The 21,021-nt window shown below is 64.0% G+C and carries 16 protein-coding genes and 3 pseudogenes; 10 read left to right on the top strand and 9 right to left on the bottom strand.

The window, feature by feature from the left end; translation table 11 throughout:
- Positions 1-91 precede the first annotated feature (91 nt).
- From RX331_RS18565 to RX331_RS18555, 3 genes are all read left to right on the top strand, one after another.
- On the top strand, positions 92-835 hold the full coding sequence (locus RX331_RS18565) for a TetR/AcrR family transcriptional regulator (RefSeq protein WP_317257886.1): 744 nt from the start codon (positions 92-94) through the stop codon (positions 833-835).
- Between the two features lie 291 nt (positions 836-1,126).
- Entirely contained in the window at positions 1,127-1,705 is a 579-nt protein-coding gene (locus RX331_RS18560) for a PepSY domain-containing protein (protein ID WP_317257885.1), read from the top strand.
- A 245-nt stretch (positions 1,706-1,950) separates the two neighbouring features.
- Positions 1,951-2,976 (top strand): aspartate-semialdehyde dehydrogenase, encoded by a 1,026-nt coding sequence (locus RX331_RS18555; protein ID WP_317257884.1) that lies wholly within the window; start codon positions 1,951-1,953, stop codon positions 2,974-2,976.
- 100 nt (positions 2,977-3,076) lie between these two features.
- Here RX331_RS18555 and RX331_RS18550 read toward each other — a convergent pair whose 3' ends face one another.
- The 6 genes from RX331_RS18550 to coaD form a co-directional block, all read right to left on the bottom strand.
- Positions 3,077-4,378, bottom strand: a complete 1,302-nt coding sequence (locus RX331_RS18550) for a sorbosone dehydrogenase family protein (RefSeq protein WP_317257883.1) — start codon at positions 4,376-4,378, stop codon at positions 3,077-3,079.
- A 190-nt stretch (positions 4,379-4,568) separates the two neighbouring features.
- Complete coding sequence (queA, locus tag RX331_RS18545; protein WP_317257882.1) at positions 4,569-5,645, bottom strand: tRNA preQ1(34) S-adenosylmethionine ribosyltransferase-isomerase QueA; 1,077 nt, start codon at positions 5,643-5,645, stop codon at positions 4,569-4,571.
- A 147-nt stretch (positions 5,646-5,792) separates the two neighbouring features.
- The gene (locus RX331_RS18540) at positions 5,793-6,257 is read right to left on the bottom strand and encodes a peptidylprolyl isomerase (protein ID WP_317257881.1); all 465 of its coding nucleotides are present in this window, start codon (positions 6,255-6,257) and stop codon (positions 5,793-5,795) included.
- Positions 6,233-6,673: a hypothetical protein gene (locus tag RX331_RS18535; RefSeq protein ID WP_317257880.1), complete on the bottom strand. Its 441-nt coding sequence runs from the start codon at positions 6,671-6,673 to the stop codon at positions 6,233-6,235. The genes RX331_RS18540 and RX331_RS18535 overlap by 25 nt, the downstream gene beginning before the upstream one ends.
- Before the next feature lie 4 nt (positions 6,674-6,677).
- Positions 6,678-7,220, bottom strand: coding sequence for a peptidylprolyl isomerase (locus RX331_RS18530; protein ID WP_317257879.1), 543 nt, complete (start codon positions 7,218-7,220; stop codon positions 6,678-6,680).
- 59 nt (positions 7,221-7,279) lie between these two features.
- On the bottom strand, positions 7,280-7,777 hold the full coding sequence (coaD, locus tag RX331_RS18525) for a pantetheine-phosphate adenylyltransferase (protein ID WP_317257878.1): 498 nt from the start codon (positions 7,775-7,777) through the stop codon (positions 7,280-7,282).
- A 268-nt stretch (positions 7,778-8,045) separates the two neighbouring features.
- Between coaD and RX331_RS18520 the strand changes: the two genes are divergently transcribed.
- The 4 genes and pseudogenes from RX331_RS18520 to RX331_RS18505 form a co-directional block, all read left to right on the top strand.
- Positions 8,046-8,303, top strand: coding sequence for a hypothetical protein (locus RX331_RS18520; RefSeq protein ID WP_317257877.1), 258 nt, complete (start codon positions 8,046-8,048; stop codon positions 8,301-8,303).
- A gap of 215 nt (positions 8,304-8,518) precedes the next feature.
- Complete coding sequence (gene pcaB / locus RX331_RS18515; protein WP_317257876.1) at positions 8,519-9,877, top strand: 3-carboxy-cis,cis-muconate cycloisomerase; 1,359 nt, start codon at positions 8,519-8,521, stop codon at positions 9,875-9,877.
- A gap of 170 nt (positions 9,878-10,047) precedes the next feature.
- Positions 10,048-10,641 (top strand): annotated as a pseudogene (locus tag RX331_RS18510) (GAF domain-containing protein); the annotation flags it as partial.
- 75 nt (positions 10,642-10,716) lie between these two features.
- Positions 10,717-11,544, top strand: a pseudogene (locus RX331_RS18505) (sensor histidine kinase); the annotation flags it as partial.
- 19 nt (positions 11,545-11,563) lie between these two features.
- Here RX331_RS18505 and gyrA read toward each other — a convergent pair.
- From gyrA to RX331_RS18490, 3 genes and pseudogenes are all read right to left on the bottom strand, one after another.
- A complete protein-coding gene (gene gyrA / locus RX331_RS18500; protein WP_317257875.1) occupies positions 11,564-14,290 on the bottom strand; it encodes a DNA gyrase subunit A in 2,727 nt (908 codons plus the stop codon).
- Between the two features lie 204 nt (positions 14,291-14,494).
- A pseudogene (locus tag RX331_RS18495) lies at positions 14,495-14,894 on the bottom strand (DUF2306 domain-containing protein).
- A gap of 145 nt (positions 14,895-15,039) precedes the next feature.
- Positions 15,040-15,528 carry a single-stranded DNA-binding protein gene (locus RX331_RS18490; protein ID WP_317257874.1) on the bottom strand — a complete coding sequence of 163 codons (489 nt, stop codon included), beginning with the start codon at positions 15,526-15,528 and terminating at the stop codon, positions 15,040-15,042.
- Positions 15,529-16,024: 496 nt separating this feature from the next.
- On the opposite strand from RX331_RS18490, the gene RX331_RS18485 reads away from it, so the two are divergent.
- The 3 genes from RX331_RS18485 (at position 16,025) to uvrA (ending at position 20,970) form a co-directional block, all read left to right on the top strand.
- Positions 16,025-16,780 carry an outer membrane protein gene (locus tag RX331_RS18485; protein WP_317257873.1) on the top strand — a complete coding sequence of 252 codons (756 nt, stop codon included), beginning with the start codon at positions 16,025-16,027 and terminating at the stop codon, positions 16,778-16,780.
- A 226-nt stretch (positions 16,781-17,006) separates the two neighbouring features.
- Positions 17,007-17,735: an outer membrane protein gene (locus RX331_RS18480; protein ID WP_317257872.1), complete on the top strand. Its 729-nt coding sequence runs from the start codon at positions 17,007-17,009 to the stop codon at positions 17,733-17,735.
- 253 nt (positions 17,736-17,988) lie between these two features.
- Positions 17,989-20,970 (top strand): excinuclease ABC subunit UvrA, encoded by a 2,982-nt coding sequence (uvrA, locus tag RX331_RS18475; protein WP_317257871.1) that lies wholly within the window; start codon positions 17,989-17,991, stop codon positions 20,968-20,970.
- Positions 20,971-21,021 lie beyond the last annotated feature (51 nt).

Genomic DNA, 21,021 nt, shown 5'->3' with positions numbered 1-21,021 from the left:
TGGCCATTTCGGCCAGATTCGCCATGACGCCCCTCCTGCCGCGCGTTATAGAGCAATGACTACCATCATGACCGCGCAGGAATCATTGGGCATGGGATTGACTGCGACCAAGGCCAGGCCGGCGAAACGGGACATCCCGAAGTCGCGCGGCGGGCGGCCGACAAAAAGCGCCGCCATCGAACGCGACCAGCGCCTGATCGAGGTCGCCACCCGTCTTTTCCTGGATCGGGGCTATGATGCAACCTCGCTCGATGCGGTTGCCGAGGCAGCCCGCGTCAGCAAGCCCACCGTCTATGCGCGCTACGGCGACAAGCGCGGGCTGTTTGCGGAGGTCTTGAGGCGCGAAATCGACCGCTGGCTGGCGCCGCTTGCGGAGGCGGCGGAAGTGCAGCTCTCGCGTCGCTCGGACATTTCGGTGGAGCAGCGCCTGGTTGAGGTCGGCCGCGAGATGCTGATGTTCACCTGTGGGCCCGATGCCGTCGCCTTCAGCCGCATGATGACGTCGCAGGCCATCAACTTCCCTGATATCGCCAAGCTCGGCAAGGAAGAGGGCTGGCTGAAGGCGGTATCGACGACCGCGCGCTTCTTCGATCATCTGGTCGCGCAGGGCGCAATGGATGTCGAGGATACCGGCATCGCAGCCGAGGTCTTTCTCGACGTGGTGGTCGGTCATGCCCACCGCATGGCGACGTTCGGAACGCCGCTCGAGATGAAGTCCGCCGAAAAGCGCATGCGCTCGGCGATCCGGCTGTTCCTGGCCGGTGCGCTCGGGCCGCCGAGCCGCATTCAGTCCACCAATCCCAAGGGAACGGTCCGGCGGCGCCCTTCCCGCTGACAATTCTGTGAGAACACGTTCACGGATAGCCAGCCTCATTGCCTAAAACAAAACGATACGGTATGGTTTTGTTACAAGCGATGTGCGGGTTCCCGCTTTAACGGGTCCCGGCGGGCGCCCGCGCCGCTTCATCGCCGCAGAAGGTACAGTTCCGTTTGCGGCGCTCCGCGGCCGGCCCGATGTCCCCCAAAGGGTCGGCCGCGCGTTGTAGGGGATGGTCCGGCGGTTCCGCCGGCTGAGACAGGCTCATGGATGGAGACGGCGAGCATGCATAGGCCGGGCTGGAGACAGTTGCTCGCGGTCGTCTTGGTGGCGTTCACCCTCCCTGCCCCGGTCTATGCCATTGCCTCGCCAACCGACGAGCCGGCCGTGCTCCGCAACGAGGCCGAGGATGGCGCGGCGTCCGATCAGAAGGCGATCAGCCGCGAACTCGAACTCTTCCGCGCCACGGGGGTCTCGCTCAGCCAGGCCATGGCGATTGCCGAAGCCCTGCATGCGGGAGCGATGACCGCCGATGTCAGTTTCGACGGCGGGGCTGAGGCCCCGGTCTACCGGGTAAAGATCCTGCACAATGACCGCATCTGGCATTACGCCGTCGACGCCGCGACCGGCCAGGTCGTCGGCGGCGAGGCCGCGCTGCCGCTGAGGGAGCTCGACGCCGAGGACCGCAGCAATCTCGCCGCGCTGAAAGCGATCCGCTATCAACTGCCGGACGCCGTTCGCGTCGCCGAGTACGCGGCATCCGGCAAGGCCATCAGCGGCGGCCTGATCCGCCAGCGCAACCGGCTGAATTTCGCGATCGTCGTGATGAGCGGCGGCGACCTGAAAGAGGTGATCCTCCAGCCTCCCAGCACCGCAAGGCGGCGATGACGGGCTCATCCGCCCCCGCTGCAGCCCGGATGGGCGCCAAAACCCGTTGACGGCGGCGCCAAGCTGCCGCATAAGTCCGCGCCATGACGATCTCGAGCAAAACCACAGCGAAAACCAAAGCACCCTCCGGGGGCTCGGGAGCCGCGCGCGCGTAGTCGTACGATCGCAACATCCGACCGAAGCCCCGCCTGAAAAGGACCGGGGCTTTTTTATTGCCTGCAAACCATCGAATAGAGGACCGACCCGTGAGCTACGAACCCGTTGTTGCCATCGCCGGCGTGACCGGCGCTGTCGGCGCCGAATTCATCGCAACCATGAACCGGCGCAATTTTCCCGTCCGCAAGCTCAAGGCGCTGGCCAGCGCCCGCTCGGCCGGCAGGACCGTCGAATTCCGTGGGCAGAAGATCGTCATCGAAGAGCTGACCGAGAAGTCGTTCGAAGGCGTCGACATCGCGCTGTTCTCGGCCGGCGGCGGCATCTCCCGCAAGTTTGCGCCGGCTGCAGTGAAGGCCGGCGCAGTCGTGGTCGACAATTCCTCGGCCTTCCGCATGGACCCGAACGTGCCGCTGGTGATTCCCGAGATCAACGCGGACCGCATCAGGGATCACAAGGGCATCATCGCCAACCCGAACTGCTCGGCGATCACGGCGCTGGTGCCGCTATGGCCGATCCACCGCCAGAACCGCATCAAGCGCATGATCGTCTCGACCTATCAGGCGGCGAGCGGCGCTGGCGCTGCGGCGATGGAGGAGCTGGTGGAATCGACCCGCGCCTATCTCGACGGACGGCCGTTCACGCCCAAGGTGATCCCGCTACCCTACGCCTTCAACGTCTTCAGCCACAACACGGCGATCGATCCCGAGACCGGCTACAACGACGAAGAGACCAAGGTGATCAAGGAGACCCGCAAGATCTTCGAGGACGACGGAATCGCAATCGGCGTCACCTGCGTGCGCGTGCCGGTGCTGCGCGCCCATTGCGAGGCAATCACCTTCGAATGCGAGAAGCCGATCACCGAGGACGAGGTGCGCACCATCCTGTCGAAGGCGCCGGGCGTCAGGATCGTCGACGACCGTGCGAAGAACTACTTCCCGATGCCGATCGATGCGTCAGGCCAGGACGACGTTTTGGTCGGCCGCATCAGAAAGGATCTCAGCGACGCCTCGGGCCACTCGATCTCGATGTTCGTCTCAGCTGACCAGCTTCTGAAGGGCGCGGCGCTGAACGCGATCCAGATCGCGGAGCTGTTGCCGCAGCGCGCGATGGCGTGAGGATGTTGTAGGGTGGAGCGAAGCGTGCCCACCATTCACATTAACGATGCGGAACGATGGTGGGCACGGCGCTTTCGCGCCTTTGCCCACCCTATCGCACTTACGCTCCCGTCACGCGCCAGATGCAATTGCCGACGTCATCTGCGACCAATAGTGAACCATCCGGCCCGAGCGTGACGCCTACCGGCCGCCCGTAGGAGACCTTCTCGTCGGGCGCGAGGAAGCCCGTCAAAATATCCCGCGCGGGGCCGGAGGGACGGCCGTTCTCGAACGGCACAAACACCACGGCATAGCCGCTCAGCGTGCTGCGATTCCAGGAGCCATGCTGGCCGATCACCATGCCGTCGGGAAAGCTTGGCAGCGTGCCTGCTGGCATCCAGCACAGGCCGAGCGAGGCGGTGTGGCCGCCGAGCGCGTAATCCGGTTGGATGGCTTTCGCGACCATCGCCGGGTCCTGCGGCACGCGGTCGTCCACCGTCTGGCCCCAGTAGCAATAGGGCCAGCCATAGAAGCCGCCGTCGCGCACCGAGGTCAGATAGTCCGGCGGCGTCTCGTCGCCGAGGCCATCGCGCTCGTTGACGACGGTCCAGAGCACGCCAGTGTTGGGCTCAAAGGCGAGCCCTACCGCGTTGCGCAGGCCGCTGGCGAAGATACGGCTGGTGCCGCCTGCCAGATCAAGCTCATAGACCGCGGCGCGGCCTTCCTCGACCTCCATCCCCATCTCCGCGATGTTGCTGAGCGAGCCGACGCCGGCATAGAGCTTCGTGCCATCAGGGCTCGGCAACAGGCTCCGCGTCCAGTGTCCGCCAGGCTTGAAGGTGACGAGCTTGCGTCCCTCGGCGGTGATGCGGTCGCTACCTGCAACATAGGGAAAGGCGACCACGCCATCGGTGTTGCCGACGTAGAACGTGTCGCCGACCAGCGCCATGCCGAACGGCTGGCTCAGCCCTTCCATGAAGATCCCCCGCCCCTCGGCGACGCCATCGCCGTCGCGGTCGCGGAGCAGCGTGATGCGGTCGGCGCTGACGCCGAGCGCCGCGGCGCGCCGCATCGTCGCCTGCATCGCGTAGTGGAATACGCTTCTCGGTTTGCCCGCGATCTGCGTCGCCTCGGCGATCAGGACGTCGCCATTGGGCATGACGTTGATCCAGCGCGGATGATCCAGATCTCTGGCAAACGCGTTGACCTTGAGTCCGGGCGCTGCGGTCGGCTTCTGCCCCTCGCTCCAGCCCTGTGCCGTCGGCATCTTGAGCGTCGGGATAGCGCCTTGCGGCTTGGCCGTGGGAATTGCGGGGGTAGAGCCCCAGGCCGCCTTCGGCTGAGCGCCTTGCAGCCGCCGCCAAAGCAGCGCGCCGGCGCCGACCAGCGCGACCAAGCGCGCGAAAATACCGGAAAAACTCATGCAGGTCCCCTGTTGATCACGCGGCGCGGTGTGCCGAGAGACGGTAGTACTACGATCTTTTCGGAACCGGCCGAATCGAAGACATACAATCTTGGCGCTTGATTGTCAGAGCGCTTCCTCCCTGACCTTTAGCCCGCCCGTTGGCGGGCTCCTTTTTCTGCAACGGCCGTTGCCTGGCGCCGTCGCCGCCTCACGCCCGCGCGCGAAACAACAGGCAGGCATCGCCATAGGAATAGAAGCGGTAGCCGGCGGCGATGGCATGCGCATAGGCCTGCTTCATCGTGTCGAGGCCGGAGAAGGCCGACACCAGCATGAACAGCGTCGAGCGCGGCAGATGGAAGTTGGTCAGGAGAATATCGACCGCGCGAAACCGGTAGCCCGGCGTGATAAAGATTGAGGTCTCGCCCTCGAACGGCGCGATGGTGCCGTCTTCGCGCGCGGCGCTTTCGAGCAGCCGCAGCGATGTGGTGCCGACTGCGACGATGCGTCCGCCCCTGGCGCGCGCGGCGTTCAGCGCCGCCGCTGTATCCGATGAGATCGAACCCCACTCGGCATGCATCTTGTGTTCGGAGGTCTCTTCGACCTTGACCGGCAGGAAGGTCCCGGCCCCGACATGCAGGGTCAGCCGGTGCAGGGCGACGCCCCGCGCGCGCAGCGCCGCTTCCAGCGCCGGCGTGAAATGCAGTCCGGCCGTCGGCGCAGCAACCGCGCCTTCATTCGCCGCGAACATGGTCTGGTAGTCGGCGGCGTCGCGATCGTCAGGCGTGCGCTTGCTGGCGATATAGGGCGGCAGCGGCGGCGTGCCGAGATCGGCGATGGCTTGGTCCAGCGTTGGGCCATGAAATGAGAACGACAGCGTGATCTCGCCCTCTTCGCCCTTGGCCTCGACCTCGGCGTCGAGATGGCCGAGCAGGCAGACCTTGCCCTCATTGCCGAAACGGACGACGTCGCCGGGCGCGAGCTTCTTGGCGGGCTTGACCAGCGCACGCCAGCGCGAGCCATCCAGCCGCTTGATCAGGGTGGCCTCGATCTTCGGCTCGGTCTCGCGGCCGATCCGGCGGCCCCTGAGCTGGGCTGATATCACCTTGGTGTCGTTGACGACCAGCTGATCGCCCGGCTCGAGCCAATGCGGCAGCTCGGCGACGGTGCGATCGCGCAACACGCCGTCGCCCTGCACCACCAGCATGCGCGCGGCATCGCGCGGGCTCGCCGGCCGCAGCGCGATGCTGGTTGTGGGGAGGTCGAAGTCGAAGAGATCGGTGCGCATGGGCTCAAGCCGTCACCGCCCGCCTTGTGCGCAATTGCGCACTGGGGCGGGCGATCCAGTACTCACAGACGTCGCTATAACGAAAGCCGGTGAGTACTGGATGCCCCGCTATCGCGGAGCATGACATTTTAGGTTGTTTCTCGCAGCTCAAGCCGCGTCCAGCGCCATCCGCGCCTTGACGATCTTGTCCGGGTTCTGCACCGGCTCGCCGCGCTTGATCTTGTCGACGTTCTCCATGCCCGAGGTGACCTTGCCCCAGACCGTGTACTGGCCGTTGAGGAAGGCGGCATCATCAAAGCAGATGAAGAACTGGCTATCGCCGGAATCCGGGTTCGCTGCGCGCGCCATCGACACGGTGCCGCGGACGTGCGGTTCCTTGTTGAACTCGGCCTTCAGCTTGTTGCCCGAACCACCGGTGCCGGTGCCGTGCGGGCAGCCGGTCTGCGCCATAAAGCCTTCGATCACGCGGTGGAACACGATGCCGTCGTAAAACCCGTCGCGCACCAGCTTCTTGATCTGGGCGACGTGACCGGGCGCGAGGTCGGGACGCATCTCGATGGTGACGGGGCCCTGGGTGGTCTCAAGGATCAAAGTATTTTCTGTATCAGCCATGCTCTTTTCTCTTCCGGTTTGGGTGGACGTTTACGGGCTCTGAAAGTGACCGCCAAAGGCCGGCCGGCAATCGCACCGCCGAGTCCCTCGGTAAATGGCAACGGCGTACAGCGTTGCAATGTTTCCATCACCGCAATTCGGTACGCGATCCGGTCATTGTCGCCGGCGCCTGCGGTTTCATAGGTAATCCTGGGTTGACCGAGAATGGCCCCTTCGCGGTTGAAACTGACGACGACGGTAATATCGAGCGGGCTGGCGTTCGAGCCTGGCGGCGGTCGCCAGCACGAATGCAATTTGGCGAACACATCCTTGAGCGTGTCGAGCTGCTGCGGCTGCGCCGAAGCAGAGACATCAGACACAAGCCACAGCAGCGCGGTCGCAAACCAGAACGAAGGCTTCCGCAGCGCCGGCCTCATCGCCTCACTTGATGTCGGATGCGACCTGCACCTTCACCATCTTGTCGGGATCGACGACCGGCTCGCCGCGCTTGATCTTGTCGACGACATCCATGCCCGACACCACCTCGCCGATCACGGTGTACTTGCCGTTCAGCGAGGAGCCTTCGGCGAACATGATGAAGAACTGCGAATTGGCCGAGTTGGGATCGCTGGTGCGCGCCATGCCGACGATCCCGCGCTTGTAGGGCACGTTCGAGAACTCGGCCGGCAGGTTCGGATATTTCGAGCCGCCGGTGCCGTTGAAATTCTTGCCGTCGCCGGTCTGCGCCATGAAACCTTCGATCACGCGGTGGAACGGCACGTTGTTGTAATAGCCGTCGCGCGCGAGCTGCTTGATGCGCTCGGCATGCTGGGGCGCGAGATCGTTGCGCAGCTTGATCACGATGCGGCCCTTGGTGGTGTCGATCACGATCGCATTCGCCTTATCGAGACCGGCGGGCAGTTGCTGGGCGATGGCGGGCGCCGCGAGGAACAGCGTGGCGAGAACGGCGAGAATTCGGATCATGAAAGCTCCGCTGATGTGAAAACAGGAAAGCGTCGGGCCGCGCAGGTGCAAGGAGCGCGTCAGCCGGCAAATTTCTTCTTCAGGCTGGCCGCAACCGATGGCGGCACGAAGGCGGAGAAATCCCCGCCCATGCTTGCGATCTGGCGCACCAGCGTCGCGGTAATCGGCCGGACCGCGGGCGATGCCGGGACGAACACGGTATGCACCTCCGGCGCCATGGCCTCGTTCATGCCGGCGAGCTGCATTTCGTAGTCCATATCGGTTCCGTCGCGCAGGCCCCGAATCATGATGGTCGCGCCGACCTGCCGCGCCGCGGTGACGGTCAGATTGTCATAGGTGGTGCATTCGAAGGCGCAGCCGGCCTGTTGCGCGATCGGCTCGCAGGTGGCCCGGACCATTTCGAGCCGCTCCTTGGTCGAAAACAGCGGCTTCTTCCCGGAATGGATACCAATGGCAACAATCAGCCGGTCGCACAGCGGAACGGCGTGCCGGACCACATCCAGATGGCCGTTGGTGATGGGGTCGAAGGAACCGGGGTAGAGCGCGATACGGGACATAGACCCCCGTCTACCCCGCCCGGGGCGGCCCGGCAAGCCACGCCGGTTCCCGCTGGGCCAGCGGCCCAATTTGGGCTCGGCCACTGGACCAATTCCCAAAACCCTTCCCCCACCAAGGAATGTTTCGTGCCACCGGGGCCGACGAAACAAAACTCGGCTGCGACGAAACCATTTTCGGCGGCGGCGAAGACAGCGCGAAACTTGCGCTGGCTACAAGTCCATCCAACGAAACGACGGGGCCGCCAAGGCCCAGGGACAGGGGACCGTCATGATCAAGGCTTTTACCGCAGTCGCCGCTGCCGCATTCATCGCCGCCGCGCTGACCGTACTGCCCGGCTTCGCCCCCCAGGTCGAAGCCAGCGTGCCGCAGGCGCTAGCCAAGGGTGACCGTCTGGACATCCGCACCGTCGGCAAGGATTGCTCGCAGCAGGCTTGGCCGAATTTCGAGGCTTCGTGCCTACGTACCGCCGGCTCCAAGTCGGTGGTGAAGGAAGCCCGCCTGGTGACCGCCGACCGTACGCCGTAACGGCAAGGATTTTCGTTCCAACTCCTCCAAGGAACGCTCTCGTGGCGAGCAGGGATGCCCCCCTGCTCGCCACTGGCGTTTTAAGGGCAGCGGCGCGTCCATCTCAGGCGCATGATTTGGCCTGCCGGTCGCGCCGGGCGATGAGCCTCCTGCACCCCGCGCTTGACAGATGTCTCCGCGTCAATCCTATGGCGCAGAAGCCAACAGGGAGTGAAATGACGGCTGTGGCCAGCACCATGTTCGACAGCGCCCTCTATCGCGACGTTTTTTCCACCCCTTCGATGCGGGCGGTGTTTTCCGACGACGCCCTGCTCAGCGCCTATGTGCAGGCCGAAGTGGCGCTTGCGGTGGCCCAGGGCGAAACCGGCGTCATTCCGCGCGAAGCCGCCGAGGCGATTGCGCGACAGGCCCCGGCGATCGTGCTCGATCGCGGGCAGCTGAAGAGCGACACCGAAAATGTCGGCTATCCCATTGTCGGCCTGGTCCGTCAGCTCTCGCAGGCGCTCGGCGAGCCCGGCCGCTACCTGCATTGGGGCGCGACCACCCAGGACATCATGGATACCGCGACCGTGCTGCAACTGCGCGAGGCGGTCACCCTAATCGAGGCCCAGTTCGCCGAGGTCATGGATACGCTCGCCGGTCTCGCCCGCCTACATCGCGATACGCCGATGGCGGGACGGACTCATCTGCAGCAGGCCCTGCCTGTTACCTTCGGCCACAAGGCGGCGATCTGGCTGTCGGCGCTGCAGCGCTCGGCTGATCGGCTCGCGCAGGCCAAGCCGCGTGCGCTGCAGGCGCAGCTCGGCGGGGCGGCGGGCACGCTGGCCTCGCTCGGCGATCGCGGACTGGATGTGCGTGCGGCCTACGCCCGCGCGCTCGGCCTCACCGAGCCCGACATCACCTGGCACGTCGCCCGCGACGGGCTGGTCGAGATGGTGCAGACGCTGGCAGTGATCTGCGGCGCGCTCGGCAAGATCGGCTACGACGTCATGATTTTGATGGCGACCGAGATCGGCGAGGTGTTCGAGCCGTTCTCCTCGCATCGCGGCGCGTCCTCGACCATGCCGCAGAAGCGCAATCCGATCTCCTCGGAGATCCTGCTGGCCAACGCCAAGGCTTCGCGCGACGCCGCTTCGCTGATGCTGGATGCAATGGTGCAGGATCTCGAGCGCGCTACCGGACCCTGGCATTGCGAATGGCTCTCTTTACCCCAGGCCTGCATGCTGACCGCCGGCTCGCTGGCGCAGGCGCAGTTCATGCTGTCAGGCCTGATCGTCGAGCCGGCGGCGATGAAGAAGAACCTTAATTCCACGCGCGGTCTGATCGTCGCCGAGGCCGTCATGATGGGGCTCGCGCCCGCGCTCGGCCGCCAGAACGCCCATGACGAGGTCTACGCCGCCTGCCGCGACGCCTTCGAGCATGGTGACGGACTGCTCGATGCGCTGCTGCGGCGTCCTGCCATCGCATCCGCGCTGCCGCGCGACCAGCTCGCCGCGCTGTGCGAACCATCCAACTATCTCGGAACGGCCGCGGAGATGGTCGACCGCGTGCTGGCCCGTCAGGCCAAGCGGTAAGTCAACGAGATTTCCCGGATATCTCTCCGCTCATCCGGGCTTCTCGCTTTGTCATCCCGGCTTCAACGCGCGCGCCCCCCCGAAACCGCGGCACGACCGCCCACGGGACGCCATTTTCCCGTTGCTGGCTTAGGCCGATGCGATAGCTTATCGGCGACTTGGGGCAGGCAATGAAAGCTGGCGACAGACCAACCAGATCGAAGAGCCGTGCGACGGCCACGGCAAAGCGCCGCCGTTTGTCCAAGGCCGCGCCCGCCTCCAGCCCTGCGAAAAAGAAGGCGGCAAAAGCCGAAACGTCCGGCACATCGGAGGTTGAACAGCTTAGGCTCGAACTGCAGGAAGCCAGGGAGCGGCAGGCCGCAACCGCCGAGGTTTTGAGCCTGATTTCGGACTCGCCGACCGGCATCCAGCCGGTGTTCGACAGGATCATCAAGAACGCCGCCCGGCTTTGCCACAGCGTGCTCAGCGCCATCTATCGCCGGGAGGGCGATCATGTTCATCTGGTCGCATACGACCAGTTCTCCCCGGAATCGATCGCCGCGGTGGAGAAGGCCTACCCTGCTCCGCTCACCAGCGGCAACCTGATTTCGGTCGCCATCCGCGAGCGCCGCGTCGTGCACGAGCCGGATGTGCTCGTCTCCGGCGGGTATAGCGAGCTGCAGAGAACATCGGGCTATCGCAGCATCCTCGTCGTGCCGATGCTGCGCGACGACGTCGCGATCGGTGCCATCGCCGTGATGCGCCTCGAGCCGAAACTGTTTCCCAAGGCGCAGGTCGAGCTTCTGAAGACCTTTGCCGGCCAGGCGGTGATTGCCATCGAAAACACGCGGCTGTTCACCGAGCTGCAGGCGCGCACGACGCAGCTGTCGCAATCGCTCGAAGATCTCCGCGCCGCTCAGGACGGCCTCATACAAACCGAGAAGCTCGCCGCGCTGGGAAGGCTGGTGGCCGGCGTCGCTCACGAGCTCAACACCCCCGTCGGCACCAGCCTGACGGTCGCCTCCGCCTTCATCAACAAGGCGGACCGGTTCGAAGCCGATGTCGCGAGCGGTGGCGTGCGCCGTTCGAGCCTGACCGAGTTCATTGCGTCAAGCCGGGAGGCGGCATCGCAGGTCATGATCAACCTCAATCACGCAATCGACCTGATCCAGTCGTTCAAGCAGGTTGCGACCGATCGCAACATTTCGGACCGGCGCGGCTTCGATCTGGCAGAGGTGACCGAACAGGTCGTGAAGGGATTGCGGTTCGGGCTGCGCCGCAATCTCGTGGTCAACGTCGCATGCGAGCCTGATCTGGCCATGAACAGCTATCCCGGTCCCTACGGCCAGGTGCTCACGAACCTGGTGATCAATTCCGCGGTGCATGCCTATCCCGACGGTGCGCATGGCGCCGTCCACATTGCGGCCCAGGCGTCGGGCAAGCACAATGTCGAAGTGCTGTTTTCAGACGACGGCTGCGGCATGAGCCCGGAGGTCAGGCGCCAGGTCTTCGATCCGTTTTTCACCACAAGGCGCGACCAGGGCAGCACCGGCCTTGGGCTGCACATCGTCCACAACATCGTGACCAATCGCCTGGGCGGCCGGATCAATCTGGAAACCAGGCCAGGCTCGGGAACGAAATTCCGCATCGTCATGCCCCGCGAAGCGCCGCTGGCGGCTACGGAGTGATATCCGCGCTACGGCGGCCTTAGCCGCCGTTCCCGTTCTCGCCGTTCTCGTCTTCCGAGATATGCTCGACCGACACGACGTGCTCGTCATCGGCGGTATCGAACACGATGACGCCCTGTGTCGAGCGGCCGGCGATGCGGATGTCCTCGACCGGGCAGCGGATCAGCTGGCCCTTGTCGGTGACCAGCATGATCTGGTCGCTGTGCTCGACTGGGAATGACGCCACCAGCTTGCCGTTGCGGTTGTTGACGCTCATCGCCACGATGCCTTTGCCGCCGCGGCCGGTGGTGCGGTACTCGTACGACGAGGTGCGCTTGCCGTAGCCGTTGACGGACACCGTCAGCACCACTTGCTCCTGCGCCGACATCTCCGCGTAGCGTTCCTGCGAGAGCTGCAGCGAGCCCGTGCTCTCCTCGCCCTCACCCTCGACCGGCTCTTCCGCCGCGGTCTCGCCGGCCACCGCGCGGCGCATCTTGAAGTAAGCCGCCCGCTCGTCGGAGGAGGTCTCGACATGGCGCAGGATCGCCAGCGAGATCAGCCTGTCGTTTTCCGCCAAGGCGATGCCGCGCACGCCCATCGAAGTGCGGCCGGTGAAGACGCGCACGTCGGTGACGGGGAAGCGGATGCACTGGCCGCCGGCCGCCGTCAGCAGCACGTCGTCGCGCTCGGTGCAGATCTGCACGTCGACGATCGCCTCGCCCTCGCCGAGCTTCATGGCAATGATGCCGGAGCGGCGCACATCGACGAAGTCGGACAGCTTGTTGCGGCGGACCGTGCCGCCGGTGGTGGCGAACATGACGTCGAGATTGGCCCAGGAGGATTCATCCTCCGGCAGCGGCATGATGGTGGTGATGCGCTCGCCCTGCTCCAGTGGCAGGATGTTGATCATCGCCTTGCCGCGCGCGTTCGGCGCCGCCATCGGCAGCCGCCAGACCTTTTCCTTGTAGACTTGGCCCTTCGAGGAGAAGAACAGCACCGGCGTATGCGTCGAGGCGACGAACAGCCGCGAGACAAAATCCTCGTCGCGGGTCTGCATCCCCGCGCGGCCCTTGCCGCCGCGCCGTTGGGCGCGATAGGCCGAGAGCGGCACGCGCTTGACGTAGCCGGCATGCGAGACGGTGACCACCATGTCCTCGCGCTGGATCAGGTCCTCGTCCTCGACTTCGCCTTCCTGCTCGATGATGACGGTCCTGCGCGGGGTGGCGAACTTCTGTTTCACCTCGGCCAGTTCGGTCTTCACGATCGCCTGAACGCGGGCGCGTGACCGCAGGATGTCGAGATAATCGGCGATCTCTGCCGCGAGCTTGTCGAGGTCATCGGAAATCTCATCCCGCCCCAGTGCGGTCAGCCGCTGGAGCCGCAGGTCGAGGATGGCCTTGGCCTGCTCCATCGACAGCCGGATCGTACCATCGGCGTTGATGCGGTGCCTCGGATCGTCGATCAGCGTGATCATCGCCTCGACGTCCCGCGCCGGCCAGTCGCGCGACATCAGCGTATCGCGCGCGGTGTTCGGATCTGGCGAGGTTCTGATAACGCGGATCATTTCGTCGATATTGGCGACCGCGATCGCAAGGCCGACCAGGATATGGGCGCGGTCACGCGCCTTGTTGAGCCGGAACTTGGTCCGCCGGGTCACCACCTGCTCGCGGAAGGCGACGAAGATGGTGAGTAGGTCCTTCAGGGTCATCGTCTGCGGACGACCGGAATCCAACGCCAGCATGTTGGCGGGGAAATTCGCCTGCAACGGCGTGAACCGATAGAGCTGGTTGAGCACTACATCGGGCACGGTTTCGCGCTTCAGCTCGATGACGACGCGATAGCCGTCGCGGTCGGACTCATCGCGGAGGTCGCCAATGCCCTCGATCTTTTTCTCTTTCACCAGATCGGCAATGCGCTCGACCATCGTCGCCTTGTTCACCTGGTAGGGAATTTCGGTGATGATGATCGCTTCGCGGTCCTTGCGGACCGTATCGATCGTGACCTTTCCGCGCATCACGATCGAGCCACGGCCGAGATGATAGGCGGAACGGATGCCCTGACGGCCGAGAATAATGCCGCCGGTCGGGAAATCCGGGCCGGGCACGATGTTGATGAGATCGTCGATCGTGAGCGCTGGATTGTCGATCAGCGCGACGCAGGCATCGATGACCTCGCCGAGATTGTGCGGCGGGATGTTGGTTGCCATGCCGACCGCGATGCCGCCGGCGCCATTGACCAGAAGATTCGGGAACTTGGCGGGTAGAACCGACGGTTCCTTCTCGGAATTGTCATAGTTCGGCTGGAAGTCGACCGTCTCTTCGTTGATATCGCCGATCACTTCCTGCGCCGACCGGGTCAGGCGCGCTTCGGTATATCGATAAGCCGCCGGAGGATCGCCGTCGATCGAGCCGAAATTGCCCTGCCCGTCGATCAGCGGTACGCGCATGGAAAAATCCTGCGCCATCCGCACCATCGCGTCGTAGATCGATTGATCGCCGTGCGGATGATATTTACCGATCACATCACCGACGACGCGCGCGGACTTGACGTATTTCTTGTCCGGCGTGTGTCCCTGCTCATGCATCGAATAGAGAATGCGGCGGTGCACGGGCTTGAGGCCGTCGCGCGCATCCGGCAGCGCGCGCGCCACGATCACGCTCATGGCGTAATCGAGGTAGGAGCGCTTCATCTCGTCGAGGATGGAAACGGGACGGATGTCGGAGGGCTCCGGCGGCTCGCCGGGCTTGTCGTCTTCGTTATCGGCCAAAGGGGGAATCCAGTCAGTTCTCAGTCGGGAATCATATAGCGCATCGAAGGCCCGATCACCACCCCGGAGCCTTCGGGCGAAGCTGTTTTTCCGCTCGTTTTTTCATGGACTTAACGCATCGCGAGACGATTTTCCGGAGGCTGCCGAGATAGCCATTTCCGGACCGCAATAACCGGATCGGAACGGTGTCTCATTACCTCCATCTCAGGAGCCGAAAACTACCGCATGCATGATCCGCCCGGGCAGGAAGGTGAACGCGCCGGCGATGATCAGCGCGCCGAAGAAGATCGACGTCATCGCCTTCTTGTGGCCGCTGACATTGTGCCGGCGCGCATGTAGCACCGCCAGCGCCAGCATGACCGGCACGAAGACCGACAGGATATGGATCGGACTGAACGGCCCGACCAGGCGGATCTCGTGGATCCAGAGCGAACTGATCGCAACCGCTGCCATCAGCATCACCCAGATCCAGGCCGAGCGTCCTGTGCGGCAGCGTTCCCTTTGGGGCGGCGAACTGCACAATGCCGAGCGCGAACGCCGCGATGGCGGCGAAGGCGTGCAGCGGGATCGTTCCGGGGGCCTCCAGCAGCGGTGCGAGGCTCATGGCGGCGCTCCATCTCGAGTTGGCGATCGAGACGGGGCGCAGTTAATCACTGGCGCGCGGCAGATCGCAGCGCGCCTGCATCCTTCAAGACGCCGCTTCGCGGCGCCTCGGATGATGCTGTTCAGCGCGGTAAACAGCGATAGATTTAGAATGGGATGTCGTCGTCCATGTCGCTGTTGCGGCTGCCCGCCGCGACGGCCCGCCGGGGCGCGGAGCTAGCCGGGCCGCTGGAGCCGAAATCGCCGGCATCGTCGGAGCCGAAGCCGCCTCCCCCACCGCCGCCGCGGCCGTCGAGCATGGTCAGCGTCGAGTTGAAGCCCTGCAGCACGACCTCGGTCGAGTATTTCTCGACGCCGCTCTGGTCGGTCCATTTGCGCGTCTGCAGCGCGCCCTCGATGTAAACCTTGGCGCCCTTTTTCAGATACTGCTCGGCGACCTTGCAGAGGCCCTCATTGAAGATCACGACGCGGTGCCACTCGGTCTTTTCCTTGCGCTCGCCGGTCGCCTTGTCGCGCCAGGTCTCGGACGTTGCAATGCTCAGATTGGCGACCGGCCGCCCGTCCTGGGTCCGCCGGATTTCCGGATCCTTGCCGAGGTTGCCGACCAGAATCACCTTGTTCACACTTCCCGCCATCACAGCTCTCCACTCGATATCGCCGGCAAAAATCACTGCTCCGGCCGCGGCCGTTTCAATTTCTTGACCTGTCGCTTGTCTGACTTCCGCGTCCGCTTCTCGGACCTTTCGGGCCGACCCTATACGCTCGCAGGCCCCGCTGACCCCGCGATCCCTTCGCAAGCCGGCGGTTATCCACATATAGCATCGGCCACGCGAATGTTCCAGCTTTGTTCCACTTGTCCGTTCGGAACACAACGACGCAACCTCGGAGCGAACCACGGGAACCCACGGGGAACCGAAATGAACTCGAAATGGAACCCCGAAAGTTCCCGCCAAAGTTCCAATTTTCTCTAACAAATCATTATCTTGGTTCCATTACACTTGGTTTTCCTGTGTGTCATTTCGGAGACGCCATTTCTGAGCGAGTCACGATAAATACAACCCACCGGCGCGGCGCTCGCGCCCTTGGGGAAACGCTTCGGGACCAACGGAAGCGTGCAATCTGGAGATAGCCATGAAGAAGGTTTGGTTAGGTACAGTTGCTCTTATCGCGTTCGCTGCGCCCGCAGCGGCCGCCGACCTGGCTGCGCGCCCTTACACCAAGGCGCCGCCGCCTGCGATCGCCGCGGTCTATGACTGGAGCGGCTTCTACATCGGTGCCAACGGCGGCTGGGGCTCGAGCCGCAAGTGCTGGGATCTCACCGACGCCGGCCTGGGCCCCATCGTTGCCTTCCCCGAAGGCTGCCACGATGCAACCGGCGGCACCGCCGGCGGCCAGCTCGGTTATCGCTGGCAGACCGGCACCTGGGTGTTCGGTCTGGAAGGCCAGGGCAACTGGGCCGACTTCAGGGGCAGCAATGTCAGCCTGTTCGATCCGACACTCCGCAACGAGTCGCGCATCGACGCCTTCGGCCTGATCACGGGCCAGATCGGTTGGGCCGCGAATAACGTTTTGTTCTACGTCAAGGGCGGTGCGGCCGTTACAGCGGATCGCTTCCGCATCCGTGATGCTGCCACGGGTTTCGTGGTTGCCACCACTGGTGACGACACCCGCTGGGGTGCAGCGGTCGGTGCGGGCCTCGAATTCGGCTTTGCCCCCAACTGGTCGGCCGGCGTTGAATACAACCACCTGTTCATGCAGGACCGCAGCCACGACTTCACCACAGCGGCTGGCGTCTTCTTCGGCACTGACCGCATCCGCCAGGATGTCGATCTCGTCACAGTTCGTGTGAACTACCGCTGGGGTGGCCCTGTTATCGCGAAATACTGACCTGCTGCAGTACTCGGGAATACGAAAAGGCCGGCGTTACGCCGGCCTTTTTGCTTGGTTGTAATTGGGTTCCATCACTACCCGCAACGGTTGCATATTACCTACATTTGCCGCGGATGTGGTTTTTGGGAGACAGGAATCCGGCGCGGCCTCGGCTATACGCAGGAGCAACCTCAAATTGACGGCTGAGGGAGTTGCGTTCGAGAGCCGCGAAAGGAAAAGAAAAGTGAAAAAGATTCTGCTGACGACCACTGGCTTGATCGCGCTTGGGATGGCGCCCGCGATCGCCGCCGATCTTGCCGCGCGGCCCTACACCAAAGCGCCACCGATGGCAGTTGCAGCGTATAACTGGAGCGGCTTCTACATCGGCGCGAACGGCGGATGGGGCACGAGCCACAACTGTTCGACCAACACCGCAGTCCTCGGCATTCCGGTGGCACCGACTTCCTTGGGCTGCCATGACGCCGATGGCGGCACGGTCGGTGGTCAGATCGGCTATCGATGGCAGACCGGAAACTGGGTGTTCGGCATCGAAGCGCAGGGCAACTGGGCCGACTTCAACGGTTCGAACACCTTTGCGCCGCTCTCCAGCAACCACACCAAGATCGACGCATTCGGTCTGTTCACCGGCCAGGTTGGCTACGCCGCCAACAACGTCCTGTTCTACGTCAAGGGTGGTGCTGCGGTCACCGACAACCGCTACGAAGGTGTGTTCGCCGGCGTCGTGATCGACCGCGCCGAGGAGACCCGCTGGGGTGGCACGGTTGGTGCCGGCGTCGAATACGCCTTCGCGCCGAACTGGTCATTCGGCGTCGAGTATAACCACCTGTTCATGGGCACCAACAACTACAACTTCCGCAGCGTTATCGGTGGCATCAACACCCGCAACGATGACATCAAGCAGGACGCTGACCTCCTCACCGCTCGCATCAACTACAAGTTCGGCAGCTACTGATCTCTGCATCAGGAGAGTTCCCGACTGGGAAAAGGCCGGCCTTGCGCCGGCCTTTTTTATGCGTTCCTGCTGACGACTGCTGCCAAAATATTGATGGCACAAAACAATCCGTTGATGATTCGCGCGCGGCACTGGAAATTTCTTACCGTTCTTCCTATGTTCCGACTTTCAATCATCGGCGCCTGATCCCGGTTTCCTGCCTGGCCATGCGCGCCCAACTTGGTGCGCGACCTGCGCGCCTGGAAATGCCGATATGGATGAAGTGCTAAGGGCGAAGCGCCAACAGACCGCCGGCTCCGCATCGCGTGCGATCACCATTCGCGGAGCGCGCGAGCATAATCTCAAGAACGTCGATCTCGAGATTCCCCGCGACAAGCTCGTCGTGTTCACCGGCCTCTCAGGCTCCGGCAAATCTTCGCTCGCCTTCGATACCATCTATGCCGAGGGCCAGCGCCGCTATGTCGAATCGCTCTCGGCTTATGCGCGCCAGTTCCTGGAGATGATGCAGAAGCCGGACGTCGACCAGATCGACGGCCTGTCGCCAGCGATCTCGATCGAACAGAAGACGACGTCGAAGAATCCGCGCTCCACTGTCGGTACCGTCACCGAGATCTACGACTATATGCGCCTCTTATGGGCGCGCGTCGGCGTGCCCTATTCGCCAGCCACGGGACTGCCGATCGAAAGCCAGGTGGTCTCGCAGATGGTCGACCGCGTGCTGGCGCTGCCCGAAGGCACCCGCCTCTATCTGCTGGCGCCCGTCGTGCGCGGCCGCAAGGGCGAGTACAAGAAGGAGCTCGCCGAATGGCTCAAGAAGGGCTTTCAGCGCGTCAAGATCGACGGCACTTTTCATGAGCTGTCGGACGCGCCCGTTCTCGACAAGAAATTCCCGCACGACATCGATGTGGTCGTCGACCGCATCGTGGTGCGTCCCGATCTCGGCCAGCGTCTTGCCGAAAGCTTTGAGACCGCGCTGAAGCTCGCCGAAGGTCTTGCAGTGATCGAATATGCCGACGCGCCGGCGGCGACGGAAGAGAAGAAGTCCGACAAGAAGACCGCCAAGATCCACGACAAGAGCGGGCCCGAGCGCATCCTGTTCTCGGAGAAATTCGCCTGTCCGGTATCGGGCTTCACGATCCCCGAGATCGAGCCGCGGCTGTTCTCGTTCAACAATCCCTATGGCGCCTGCCCGGCCTGCGGCGGCCTCGGCGTCGAGCAGCATATCGACGAGGACCTCGTCATCCCCGACAAGGAGGTGACCTTGCGCAAGGGCGCGATCGCGCCCTGGGCCAAATCGTCCTCGCCCTATTACATCCAGACGCTGACCGCGCTGGGAAAATTCTACAAGTTCACGCTCGACACCAAGTGGAAGGACCTGCCGAAGAAGACGCAAGCCGCGCTGCTGCATGGCTCCGGCGACGACGAGATCAAGTTCTCCTACGAGGACGGCGTCCGCTCCTACGACACCAAAAAACCGTTCGAGGGCGTCATTACCAATCTCGAGCGCCGCTACCGCGAGACCGAGAGCGAGTGGGCGCGCGAGGAGCTCGCCAAATATTTCTCCGACATTCCCTGCGCGGCGTGCTGTGGCCACCGCCTCAAGCCGGAGGCGCTCTGCGTCAAGATCGGCGGCAAGCATATCGGCGAGATTTCCGAACTGTCGGTGAAGCGTGCCGGCGAATGGTTCGAGAGCGTGCCGAAGGCGTTAAACGCGCAGCAGAACGAGATCGCCGGGCGCGTCTTGAAGGAGATCCGCGAGCGGCTGTCCTTCCTGCTCGACGTCGGGCTGAACTATCTGACGCTCTCGCGCTCCTCCGGTACCCTCTCCGGCGGCGAAAGCCAGCGCATCCGCCTGGCCTCTCAGATCGGCTCGGGGCTGACGGGCGTGCTCTACGTGCTGGACGAGCCCTCGATCGGCCTGCACCAGCGCGACAATGCGCGGCTATTGGAGACGCTGAAGCGGCTGCGCGACCTCGGCAACACCGTGATCGTGGTCGAGCATGACGAGGACGCCATTCGCCTCGCCGACTACGTGCTCGACATCGGCCCCGGCGCCGGCATGCATGGCGGCCACATCGTCGCGCAGGGCACGCCCGCCGATATCATGAAGAATCCGAAATCGCTGACCGGCAAATACCTCACCGGCGAATTGTCGGTGCCGATTCCCGAGCGCCGGCCGCCGAACCACCGGCGGACCATCAAAGTCGTCAACGCCCGCGGCAACAATCTGAAAAACGTCTCGGCGGAAATTCCGCTCGGGCTGTTTACCTGCGTCACCGGCGTTTCCGGCGGCGGCAAGTCGACGCTCTTGATCGATACGCTCTACCGCGCCATCGCCCGCAAGCTCAACAATGCCAGCGAAGGCGCCGCGCCGCACGATCGCATCGAGGGGCTGGAGCACATCGACAAGATCATCGACATCGACCAGTCGCCGATCGGCCGCACTCCGCGCTCGAACCCGGCGACCTACACCGGCGCCTTCACGCCGATCCGCGAATGGTTCGCCGGCCTGCCGGAAGCCAAGGCGCGCGGCTACGAGCCCGGCCGCTTCTCCTTCAACGTCAAGGGCGGCCGCTGCGAGGCCTGCCAGGGCGACGGTGTCATCAAGATCGAGATGCACTTTCTGCCCGATGTCTACGTCACTTGCGACACCTGCAAGGGCAAGCGCTACAACCGCGAGACGCTGGAAGTCCTGTTCAAGGGCAAGTCGATATCAGATGTGCTCGACATGACGGTGGAAGAAGCCGCCGAATTCTTCAAGGCCGTTCCCCGCGTCCGCGAAACCTTCAAGACGCTGCACCGCGTCGGCCTGGATTACATCCATGTCGGCCAGCAGGCGACGACCCTCTCCGGCGGCGAAGCCCAGCGCGTCAAGCTCGCCAAGGAGCTCTCAAAGCGCGCCACCGGCCGCACGCTCTACATCCTCGACGAGCCGACCACCGGCCTGCACTTCCACGACGTCGCCAAACTCTTGGAGGTGCTGCACGAGCTGGTCGCCCAGGGCAACACAGTCGTCGTCATCGAGCACAACCTCGAAGTCATCAAGACCGCCGACTGGGTCATCGATCTCGGCCCCGAAGGCGGCGACGGCGGCGGCGAAATCGTTGCGTGGGGCCCGCCGGAGGATATCGTGAAAGCGCCGCGTAGCTACACCGGCAAATTCCTGGCGCCGGTGCTGAAGAAGGCGGATGGCAAGCCAAGGAAGAGCGCGGGGGCGAGTGAGGCGGCGGAGTGAGAACGCACGCTCCAAAGGAACGTCGGGCGGATTAGCGACACGTAATCCGCC

This window comes from Bradyrhizobium sp. BWA-3-5, assembly GCF_032917985.1.
In the GTDB taxonomy this organism is placed as follows: Bacteria; Pseudomonadota; Alphaproteobacteria; order Rhizobiales; family Xanthobacteraceae; genus Bradyrhizobium.
Note: the sequence above shows the minus strand (reverse complement) of the source record. Positions and strands in the feature narration are given on the sequence as shown.